The sequence below is a fragment of the Sneathiella sp. genome (assembly GCF_029233945.1).
Lineage (GTDB): Bacteria > Pseudomonadota > Alphaproteobacteria > Sneathiellales > Sneathiellaceae > Sneathiella.
Map to the genome: position 1 here is coordinate 69,989 of NZ_JARGOQ010000010.1, position 10,525 is coordinate 80,513.

Sequence of the window (10,525 nt, forward strand, 5' to 3'; positions counted from 1 at the left end):
ATAAGTCTCCTATTTACACATCACATGCGACGCGGCAGGTAACATCAAAATGCAACATATTTTGCGAGAAACAGAACCACAACAAAACTAACCCCAACAAGCTGGCTCGCCCGGTCTTTGATTGCAAAAACAACCGGGTCGTCCGGAATTTCCCCCCGGCGCGCGCAGACCCAGATATGATTTCCCCAAAACAGAACAATCAGGCACAGAAGCCACAGAACTTCCGGACTGGAATATGAGTTCAACACAAATGGGCTATTTACATAGAGAGCGAGAATCACAACTGCCGCCGTGAAATTCGTAATGCCAAGGCCAAACATTGTTTCGCGGTCGTCTGCAGAATATCCGCGACCACGAACCTTGTTGTCATTTTCAGATAAGGCCGCAACCTCTATATAGCGCTTCATGAAGGCGAGGCTGACGAAAATAAAGACCGAAAACGCGATCAGCCAGGAAGAAAGATCCACGCCCGTTGCCGCCGCCCCTGCAACCACCCGCAAAGTATAAAGGATTGCGAGGGTCATGACATCAACTGTCGTGATCCGCTTGAGCAGGAAGGAATAAGCGTTTGTGATGGCAAAATAAACCAAGAGAACGCTCACAAAGGCAAATGGCAGAAATGCAATCGATATGGCGAATGCCAGAATTGGGAACCCAAGCGCGCCCGCAACCCCAATGGGGAGTGGGAGCGCCCCAGATGCAATCGGCCGGTATCTCTTGCTCCGATGCCGACGGTCTTCTTGCAGATCAAGAAGATCATTCAGAAAATAGACACCTGAGGCACAGAAGCTGAAACAAACAAAGGCCAACAATGCCGTCATCAGATGCATAAAGTCTGAATATTCATGCGACGTCACCAATGGCACAAAAATCAGGACATTCTTGGCATATTGATGCGGGCGCATCTCCTTGACGAAGGCTTTAAGCGTAGACGCCTCGGATTTTGCTTGCCAGACGAGCTTCCCGCTCTTTTCGGCCTCGGCAACATACTGAGCTGGTGCATTGACCATAATATTCGCCGCCGCCGCCCGCCAGATAGGTGCATCCGCAGAGCTGTCCCCCGCATAGGCGAAATCTTCATCGCCAATCAATTCCTTGATCGCGGCGAGTTTGTTTTCTCCCTTAAGGTTATAGTCGCCTTCCGTCGCCATAACTTTATCGAAAATGCTCAGATGTTCCGCCACCTGATTGGCATAGTTTCGATGGGTCGCGGTCGCGAGGATCAGTTCTTTTCCCTGAGATTTGAGCTGTTTCAAATAGGCGATCAAACCCTCTTCATAGGGCAGATATTCAGCATCGATATCGATTAGATGAGCAATCTTTTCCTTGGCAAACGCACGCCCCTTCAGCAACCAGAGGATCAGTTGGAAGATCTTAAACGGATTGCCTTTCAGGTAACGCAGCAATGATTCCACGAATAAATCCGTCCGAACCAACGTACCGTCCAAGTCCACAACTATATGTTTTACGTTCTCAATCAACGGATTCTCGCCCTCATATACAGATTGCCGTAAACAATAGGGTAATTTTAACGCCCCCTTGGTTCAGCAACGATATCACTCGCAATTGAAAGCCAGTATGTATCGAATAAACCTTAATTTTAGATTTCCTTATCTCTATTCTAGAAAAAACAGAGATGCGGGCCAGCATTAACCAATTTATAGTCAGTTAATGTTAAAAAACGTGACATTTTTGCGTTGCCATGGACGGAGCTAAGCATTTGTACAATCAAAAGGATCGAGCGAAATATATATGGCAATACACCGTTCTTGCGGCCGTCATACTCATTTCGCTGTCCCTAAAAATCATCAATGAAAATGCTCTTCCTTACTGGCTGGACGAGGGCTACACCGCCTGGTTTGCAAAGCTATCATTTCACGACATCTGGTTCTGGCTTCCCGAAGTTGAAGCACATCCGCCGCTCTATTATAGCTTGGTCAAGCTTTGGGGCTTGATCGAAACAGACGAAACAGGATTATGGCATCGATCTCTTTCAATTTTTATCAGTCTTCTGCTGGTTTTTTCTTCCTATTTTTCGACAAAAAATACTGCGATCTATCTCCACAGGGAGGGAAATAACGCAGCCCTCTTCAACAGCATCCTGATCTGTTTTAGCCCAGTTCTTGTCTGGTATTCGATTGAAGCAAGACCTTATATTCTCCTGTTTTTGGCCTATTCCCTGGCAATTTTCGGACTGATTTCAATTTTTATGAATGAAGACAGGGCGACAATAAAGGATTGGGTGATATTTGCCCTTGGCGCTCTCCTCACTAACTGGTCTCATCATCTGGGCGGTATTTTCACGGCGGTTCTATTCGCATCCCTCACCGTGCACTGGGCCCTTGAGCTAAAATTCAGGAAATATTTTTTCTTCAGGCTACTGTTTTGTTCTGTCGTAGTGCTCGCGCTTTCCACGCCGCTGATCGTTCAGATAGTAAGGCAGATAGTCTATTGGGATGCCTCCAGTTGGGTCGCCGAGCCCACGATCACCAGCTTTATCCAGATCATGCGCCGGATTTTTGGCTTTGGCTATGCCGACAAGCTCATCGATGCGGCCTTTGGGCCATCCGCAATTATTCACACAGGGCGACTTGCTCTCGGCCTGGCCACGGCTATTCTGTCATTTGCCCTTATCTTATTCGGTCTTTACAAAATTATCCGGCTAAAGGCGTTTTCCCTCGCCAGTTTCTTCCTGCTAAGCTGCTTCGCTGTACCGGTCGTCTCTTTCCTTATCTCAATACTGGGCCCCAATATCTTTCTGGAGCGGACATTGCTGCCGGGCCTTATTCCCTATTTTATGCTTTTATCCATAACCATTGAGTTTATCGGAAGTCGGCTTCTTCGAAATGCGATCAAAATATTCTATGTCGTGGTCCTGATACTCGGGCTTATTGCCATTTTACGCGCGGGAGAGAAGGAGCCATGGGACGACATTATGGCGGGCCTTGCAGAACGAACCCGGGAAAATGACATTATCCTGCTGATGCCAAATGATCTTTATCTTCCATCCAGCCTCTATGTTTCCGATCCCAAATTGGCCGCCCGGATTGAGAGTATTCCAGCAAAATATCCGGCCACAGAGTATTCCGACTTCTATCCTGATGGCTTTCCTGCGGTTCCGGGGGTTCGCGCGGAAGATGCGCAAGTCATCAGAGACCTGAGTGTCGGCAAGGATCGCGTCTTTCTGGTCACCCGTCAGTATGATCTTTTCGATCCGGATGACGTTACAAGAGAGACCCTTAGCGAGCATTTTACCTCAGTGGGCGAAGAAGCCTGGGGCAATATCTACATAGAGCGATTTGACCGCAACTAAATCGCCGCACGCAGTATCATCAGCGGCTGCGGATCAAGTGAAATATTAACCGGCGTCTCAAGCCCTCCGTCACCGTCGCATTGGCAGGGAAATGACGCAGGTGAGGTCAGCGAAACCGGCATGTCAGTCACCAGCATTTCAATATCAGGCAAACGGTCAATCCGGTTTAAAAGCAGTGCCGACCCATACCGAATGGCATTTACGATACCCGATCCCTTGAAAATAAGGACATCAAGCCGCGGCTTTCCAATTCCCCCTTCGGGAGCGATGATAAAGGGGCCGCCATAGTATCTTGCCTTTGTGATGATGACGGTCCCCGCGCGATAGCGCGTGCCGTTCACGTCGATTTCAAGTTTCATATTGCGAAAGCCGGATATCGCGCGTACCGCCGCAAAAACATAAGCGATGGCACCATAACGCTTCTTTTGATCCGATCGCAACGCTGCGACGGCCAGAGAGTCATAACCCGCCCCCAGCATCAGCATAAATCGTTTGTCATTTGCAATGGCCGTATGTACGAGAACCGGTTCCGCGCTTACCAAAGTCTCCACCGCTTTATCGATTGAGACACCGACGCCAAGCTCTCGCGCCAGTACATTCGCCGTGCCGAGAGGGATAACGCCCAAAGGAAGTTCCCCGCCCTTAAGACCATTCAAAATCTCCGATACAGTGCCGTCTCCGCCCGCGGCAACCAAAACAAGATCGGGATCGTTCCGTGCAATGAGCTCTTTGGTTAGCGTCGTTGCATGCCCGGGGCCGCCGGTCTTCAGAATTTCAACCTCGCACTCCGTCTCGGCGAGCCGCAAAAGCGCCTTTGAAAATCTGCTTTTGTTACGCATTCCGGAGGTGGGATTGTGAATAATGACCAGGCGCCTGTTCGCTGGAGTCATGAGACTGACCTTCTATCGCAACAAAAACATAACCAAGCGGTCATCAAACTGACCCGTAAAACCCGTAGACATTGCCCATACGATTGTTTCGTCATTTAAAACTTTTGATGACCATTTGATGACAACCCAAAAGAGTCATGCGTAATGGACGCCCGTACAATAAGCCATGAATATCGATCCATCTGGATATCGGATATACATTTGGGTACACCCGGGTGTAAGGCGAACTTCCTGCTGGATTTCCTGCGAAGCACCAAGAGCGAGAACCTCTACCTCGTCGGTGATATTATCGACGGATGGAGCTTACAGCAAGGCTGGTATTGGCCGCAGGCTCACAATGACGTGGTGCAAAAAATCCTGCGCAAGGCACGGCAGGGAACCCGCGTCGTCTTTATCCCCGGAAACCATGACGAATTCGCCCGAAACTATGTCGATCATGATTTCGGCTCCATTCAGGTCGTGCATGAAATCGTCCACACGACCGTAGATGGCCGGAAGTTTCTGGTTCTGCATGGCGATGAATTTGATGTAGTTGTCAAATACGCCCGCTGGCTCGCCTATCTCGGGGATTGGAGCTATGGCCTCTGCCTCAAACTCAATGACACTCTCAACGCCATTCGCCAACGGCTGGGATATTCCTACTGGTCCCTCTCCGCATATCTGAAGCTGAAGGTGAAAAACGCCGTTAAATTCATTGCGGATTTTGAAAATGCGCTTGCCGACGTCGCAAAGGACCGGGGCGTCGACGGCGTTATCTGCGGCCATATCCATCACCCCGAAATCCGCGAGATAAACGGTGTCACCTACTGCAATGACGGTGACTGGGTGGAAAGCTGCTCGGCCCTGGTCGAGCATTTCGACGGCCGGCTGGAACTGATTCACTGGATGGGTGCGGTTGCTTCCCTCTCCGATATACAAGGAAACAAATCATGCGACTCGTCCTCGTTACCGATGCCTGGCATCCTCAAGTCAATGGGGTTGTTCGGACGCTCTCGAACTTAAGGGACTATTTGACGGGGCTCGGCGATGAAGTCATTATGGTAACGCCAGAGCTTTTTACCTCCCTTCCCTGCCCGACATATCCTGAAATCCGCTTGTCTCTTTTTCCAGCACGGAAAATTCGCAAGATTTTTACGCAAACACCGCCGGATGCTGTCCATATCGCAACGGAAGGCCCGCTTGGATTTGCGGCCCGGCGTTATTGCCTGAAGCACGATATCCCCTTCACCACCGCATTTCATACGCGCTTTGCCGAGTATGTGCATGCCCGCATCCGACTGCCGATCAAATGGGGATATGCCGGGTTACGCTGGTTTCATCGGCCATCCCGTGCGATCATGGTCGCCACACCAAGTCTGGAAACAGACCTTAGAGAGCGCGGATTTCGCCATATCAGGCGATGGACACGCGGAATAGACACCGAGCTTTTTTACCCCAGAGGAAAAGACGCGCTCAACCATAAGCGCCCCATTTTTCTGTATGTTGGCCGGGTTGCTGTCGAGAAAAACATTGAAGATTTTTTGAGCCTCAACCTTCCGGGCATCAAAGTTGTGGTTGGCGATGGGCCGCAGCGCAAGGATCTGCAGAAAAAGTACCCGAAAACTGTCTTTCTCGGGCTGAAAGAGGGAGAGGAACTCGCGGAAATATATGCCGCTGCCGATGTTTTTATTTTTCCGAGCAAGACAGATACATTCGGCCTCGTCCTTCTGGAGGCGCTTGCCTGTGGTGTACCGGTTGCCGCCTATCCCGTCACCGGCCCTCTTGACGTCATCGGGGATCACCCTGTGGGTGTTCTCGATGAAGATCTAAAGGCTGCGGCACTCAATGCGTTGGATATCGATCCCGCAACATGTCGCGATTACGCGATGGGCTATTCATGGGCAACCAGCGCAACGCAGTTCAAGAATAATCTGGTAATTTTTACAGAAGCCAGAAGCGAAATTCTCGAGCCTCAACCTTTAAAGGAAACGGAAGAAGTCGGGTAAAGAAAGTGGCGTGAAGTAAGCCTGTGAAAGGTGATCCGAATTTAAAATGTCAGCGTAACTAGGTATAATAAATTTTTTACGTCGGCAGCAGACTTTCTCATTGTGACAACGAACCCTTCCAGAAACAAAATTTCAATCCACTGGTTTCGGCAGGATTTACGTCTGTCTGACAATCCGGCACTAATGGCAGCGATTGAGGCTGGCAGGCTGCTCCCGATCTATATTCTGGACGATGAGAATGCGGACGCTCACAGGATAGGAGGCGCAAGCCGTTGGTGGCTTCACCATTCCCTGATCGCGCTGAACAAAAGTCTAAGCGGAAAACTCCGAATCTTTCGAGGTGATGCAGTCCAAATCCTCCAAAAACTTGTGCAAGAGACAGGCGCAAAGACCGTTACTTGGAACCGGTGCTACGAGCCATGGCGTATCCTGCGGGATAAAAAAATACTGGCAGGGTTAAAAGAATCCGGCGTGGAGGTCATTTCCCGAAACGGTTCTTTGTTGTGGGAGCCTTGGGAAGCCCTGAAACCAGATGGCACGCCCTATCGCGTTTTTACGCCCTTCTATCGCAAAGGCTGCCTCAACAGCAAAGAGCCCCATAAACCAATCAAAGCACCTGAGAAAATCAAGTTTGCGACGTTCGATATGTTAAAGGACGCCCATTCCATTTCCGATCTCGACCTTCAGCCGACAAACTGGGAGATCAAGAGTGAGCCGGATTGGGCCCCGGGCGAGCGGCACGCGCAGGACAAACTGAACCATTTCCTCGACAATGGTATTAATGGATATAATCAGGGCCGGAACTTTCCGGCGAGTGAAAACAGTTCCTACCTTTCCCCGCATCTTCGCTTTGGCGAAATATCACCGCATCAGATTTGGCATGCGCTTGCCTTCCGTGAGCACATGATCGAAAACGAAGAAGATGCAGATCAATTCCGTATGGAGGTTGCCTGGCGAGAGTTTTCCTACAATCTTTTGTGTCACATACCTGATCTGCCTGATAAGAACCTGCAGCCAAAATTCGATGCCTTTTCATGGCGTAAGGATACGGCGGCGCTAAAGGCGTGGCAGCGCGGCCAAACCGGCATACCCATTGTCGACGCGGGAATGCGGGAGCTATGGCAGACCGGTTTCATGCATAACCGGGTGCGCATGGTTGCGGCTTCCTTCCTTGTGAAAAACCTGATGATCGACTGGCGAGAGGGTGCGCGCTGGTTCTGGGACTGTTTGGTTGACGCTGACCTCGCGAACAACAGCGCAAGCTGGCAGTGGGTTGCGGGCTGCGGTGCCGATGCCGCCCCCTACTTCCGCATCTTCAATCCCACCACCCAAGGCTTGCGGTTCGACTCAAAAGGAGAGTACACACGAAAATATGTTCCTGAACTTGCCTGTCTGCCCGACAAATGGCTGTTTAATCCATGGGACGCCCCGCAGGAGATATTAAGCGTGGCGGGGATAACTCTCGGCAAGACCTATCCCGAACCGCTTGTTGATCTTAAAATGTCACGCCAACGCGCGCTGAATGCCTATTCGGATATGAAGACAAGACAGTCTTCTTAGGTTATTCCCGCCGTATACATCCGGTTTGCCGTCGGGCTGATCACCAACTGATTGACACAGACCCGCTTATCAAGCTGCGCCAGGAACAGGATTGTTTCCCCCAAATCCTCGCCTTGCAGCATGACCGATTTTTCATCATCCGTTACCTTGACGGGCCGGTTATCTAGGATCGGCGTCGCCACCTCTCCAGGGCAAAGAGCACAAGCACGAATGCCGTTAACCGCCTCTTCCATATTGATGCTCTCGCTCATGGCGACCATGCCATGTTTCGCGGCCGTATAGGCGGGTCCAGTCATTTTCGATACCCGCACTCCCGCCCAGGACGACACATTTACGATCAGTCCCTCTTTCTGACGGCGCATGATCGGTAAAACGGCCTTACAGCAATAGAAAGCACCATTAAGGTCTATATCGACGACTGAATCCCATCCGTCTGTATCAACCTCGCTCCAACTTCGTTTTTTGACATTTATGCCTGCACTCAGCACAGCAATATCAAGGCGGGAAAATCGCTTCTCAATCCGATCAACAACTGCGGCAACCTGATCGGCGTCTGCTACATCCAGCTCCTCGATCACGGGCTCCTTCCCGACGGCGCGGATCATTTCCTCAGTCTCTTTGAGCTTTTCTTTGCGGCGACCGGACAACACGACCTCCATGCCGGCGCGCGCAAGGCAGACCGCGCCCGCCTGGCCTATGCCTGTACCGGCGCCCGTGACCCAGGCAACCTTGCCAGTCAAATCCCTGAGCGCGCCTATATTATTTCCGTCTGATGCTATCCCTGCCATCGTTTTTCTTCCTTATTTAGATCAATGCGCAGGAGCGATCCCGGGTTTACGCTAGAGATTTCGCTCCTTTTCCCGCGAACAGCATATCCAAATCGCCACAGTTTGTCCCGACGATAAAATTTAGTTAGCAGAGATTATGAGAGCCGCCGTTCGGTCTTGGGATCGAACAGATGAAGATGGTCCGGTGTCACGCGAATTGGCAGCACTTCACCCCCCTTGATATTGCGGATACCGTCCAGCCGAACTGTCAGATCGGACCGGCTTTCGCCGAAATGGCCATGCACCAGAGTATCCGCACCAAGCTGCTCCACCATCGTCACTGTCATGGGCACGGCGTCCGGCGCGCCCGCAACCAGTTCCAGATGTTCGGGACGAATACCAAGGATAACCTCTTTCCCGCCTTGTTCAGCCATACCACCACTCCCGAGCGGCAGTGCCTCCTGACCGGAGATAGTGACCGTCTTCCCTTCCGCATCGATCCTGGCTTCTGTAAAATTCATCGACGGAGAGCCAATAAACCCCGCCACGAAAAGAGAGGCCGGACGCTGATAAAGCTCAATCGGGGTACCAAGTTGCTCGACATTGCCTGCATTCAGCACCATCAAACGGTGGCCAAGCGTCATGGCTTCAACCTGATCATGGGTCACATAGACACTGGTAATCCCGAGGTTAGCCTGAAGCGTCTTGATCTCAAGACGCATCTGAACCCGAAGTTTCGCATCCAGATTGGAAAGCGGCTCATCGAATAGAAATACACTCGGTTCGCGGACGATGGCACGCCCCATGGCAACACGCTGACGCTGCCCCCCACTCAATTGCCGTGGCTTGCGTGTCAACTGCTCGTCCGTGAGTTCCAGAATGGCGGCGGCCTTCTTGACCCGCGTCTCAATCTCGGCCTTCGGCAAGCCCATGATTTTAAGGCCATAAGCCATATTCTTATAGACGCTCATATGCGGATAGAGGGCATAGTTCTGGAACACCATGGCGATGTTCCGCTCCGACGGCTCCAGGTTATTGACGTCGCGATCGCCAATGCTGAGCCGCCCTTCCGTAATCGATTCCAGCCCGGCGATCATCCGGAGCAATGTCGACTTACCGCAGCCTGACGGCCCGACGAGAACCAGGAATTCTCCATCCTCGACCTCTACATCGACGCCATGGATCGCCTTGAAACCATTTGGATAGGTTTTGCGAATACCCTCTAGAACTACCCTTGCCATCGTCTAACTTTCCCAACTTATTTTTCGGTTTCCGTCAGCCCCTTGACGAAGAGACTTTGCATGAAAATAACCACACAGACCGGCGGCAACATTGCGAGCAACGCCGTCATCATGATGACGTTCCATTGCGGTGCCTGTTCCGCCGCCTCCAGCATCTGCTTGATCCCCATCACGACCGTGAACATTTCGGGCTCGGATGTGATCAGCAACGGCCAGAGATACTGGTTCCAGCCATAGATAAACAAGATGACAAAAAGTGCCGCTATGTTGGTGCGGGACATGGGGATCAGAATGTCCCAGAAGAAGCGCATGGGGCCAGCGCCGTCGATACGGGCCGCCTCCAGCATCTCATCGGGAATAGTGAGGAAAACTTGCCGGAACATGAAGGTTGCTGTCGCGGACGCGATCAATGGAATGGATAGTCCCCAATAGCTATCCAGCATCCCGAGATTGGCGACGACTTCATATGTCGGCAGGATCCGGACCTCCACCGGCAACATCAGGGTCACAAAAATCATCCAGAAGAAGAACATCCGGAACGGAAAACGGAAATAGACAATGGCGAAAGCTGAAAGCAAGGAAATTGCAATTTTGCCAACGGCAATCATCATCGCCATAATCAGGCTGTTCAGCATCATATAACCGACACCATTGCCGTCCATTCCGCTCATCCCCCGGTTCAGGGCAATGTCAAGATTTTCAAAAAACTGCCCGCCCGGCAACATAGGTAAGGGGACTTGCGTCATCCGGATTTCAGGATGGCTTGCGG

Annotated in this window: 9 protein-coding genes; 4 read left to right on the plus strand and 5 right to left on the minus strand. The window is 51.3% G+C overall.

Annotated features, from left to right (window positions below; translation table 11 throughout):
* Positions 1-44: 44 nt before the first annotated feature.
* Positions 45-1,481: a UbiA family prenyltransferase gene (locus tag P1U71_RS05355; protein ID WP_367281127.1), complete on the minus strand. Its 1,437-nt coding sequence runs from the start codon at positions 1,479-1,481 to the stop codon at positions 45-47.
* Positions 1,482-1,720: 239 nt separating this feature from the next.
* On the opposite strand from P1U71_RS05355, the gene P1U71_RS05360 reads away from it, so the two are divergent.
* Complete coding sequence (locus P1U71_RS05360; RefSeq protein WP_301104525.1) at positions 1,721-3,313, plus strand: hypothetical protein; 1,593 nt, start codon at positions 1,721-1,723, stop codon at positions 3,311-3,313.
* Here P1U71_RS05360 and P1U71_RS05365 read toward each other — a convergent pair.
* The gene (locus P1U71_RS05365) at positions 3,310-4,203 is read right to left on the minus strand and encodes a diacylglycerol kinase family protein (protein WP_301104526.1); all 894 of its coding nucleotides are present in this window, start codon (positions 4,201-4,203) and stop codon (positions 3,310-3,312) included. The genes P1U71_RS05360 and P1U71_RS05365 overlap by 4 nt on opposite strands.
* 144 nt (positions 4,204-4,347) lie before the next feature.
* On the opposite strand from P1U71_RS05365, the gene P1U71_RS05370 reads away from it, so the two are divergent.
* From P1U71_RS05370 to P1U71_RS05380, 3 genes are all read left to right on the plus strand, one after another.
* Complete coding sequence (locus P1U71_RS05370) at positions 4,348-5,205, plus strand: UDP-2,3-diacylglucosamine diphosphatase (protein WP_301104527.1); 858 nt, start codon at positions 4,348-4,350, stop codon at positions 5,203-5,205.
* Positions 5,133-6,188, plus strand: coding sequence for a glycosyltransferase family 1 protein (locus P1U71_RS05375; RefSeq protein ID WP_301104528.1), 1,056 nt, complete (start codon positions 5,133-5,135; stop codon positions 6,186-6,188). The genes P1U71_RS05370 and P1U71_RS05375 overlap by 73 nt, the downstream gene beginning before the upstream one ends.
* A gap of 102 nt (positions 6,189-6,290) precedes the next feature.
* Positions 6,291-7,748, plus strand: coding sequence for a deoxyribodipyrimidine photo-lyase (locus P1U71_RS05380; RefSeq protein ID WP_301104529.1), 1,458 nt, complete (start codon positions 6,291-6,293; stop codon positions 7,746-7,748).
* Here P1U71_RS05380 and P1U71_RS05385 read toward each other — a convergent pair.
* The 3 genes from P1U71_RS05385 to ugpE form a co-directional block, all read right to left on the minus strand.
* Positions 7,745-8,536: an SDR family NAD(P)-dependent oxidoreductase gene (locus tag P1U71_RS05385; protein WP_301104530.1), complete on the minus strand. Its 792-nt coding sequence runs from the start codon at positions 8,534-8,536 to the stop codon at positions 7,745-7,747. The two genes, P1U71_RS05380 and P1U71_RS05385, sit on opposite strands and share 4 nt — an antisense overlap.
* 134 nt (positions 8,537-8,670) lie before the next feature.
* Positions 8,671-9,756, minus strand: a complete 1,086-nt coding sequence (locus tag P1U71_RS05390; protein WP_301104531.1) for a sn-glycerol-3-phosphate import ATP-binding protein UgpC — start codon at positions 9,754-9,756, stop codon at positions 8,671-8,673.
* 17 nt (positions 9,757-9,773) lie between these two features.
* Positions 9,774-10,525 (minus strand): sn-glycerol-3-phosphate ABC transporter permease UgpE (ugpE, locus tag P1U71_RS05395; RefSeq protein ID WP_301104532.1); only part of this gene is annotated, 752 nt, incomplete at its 5' end.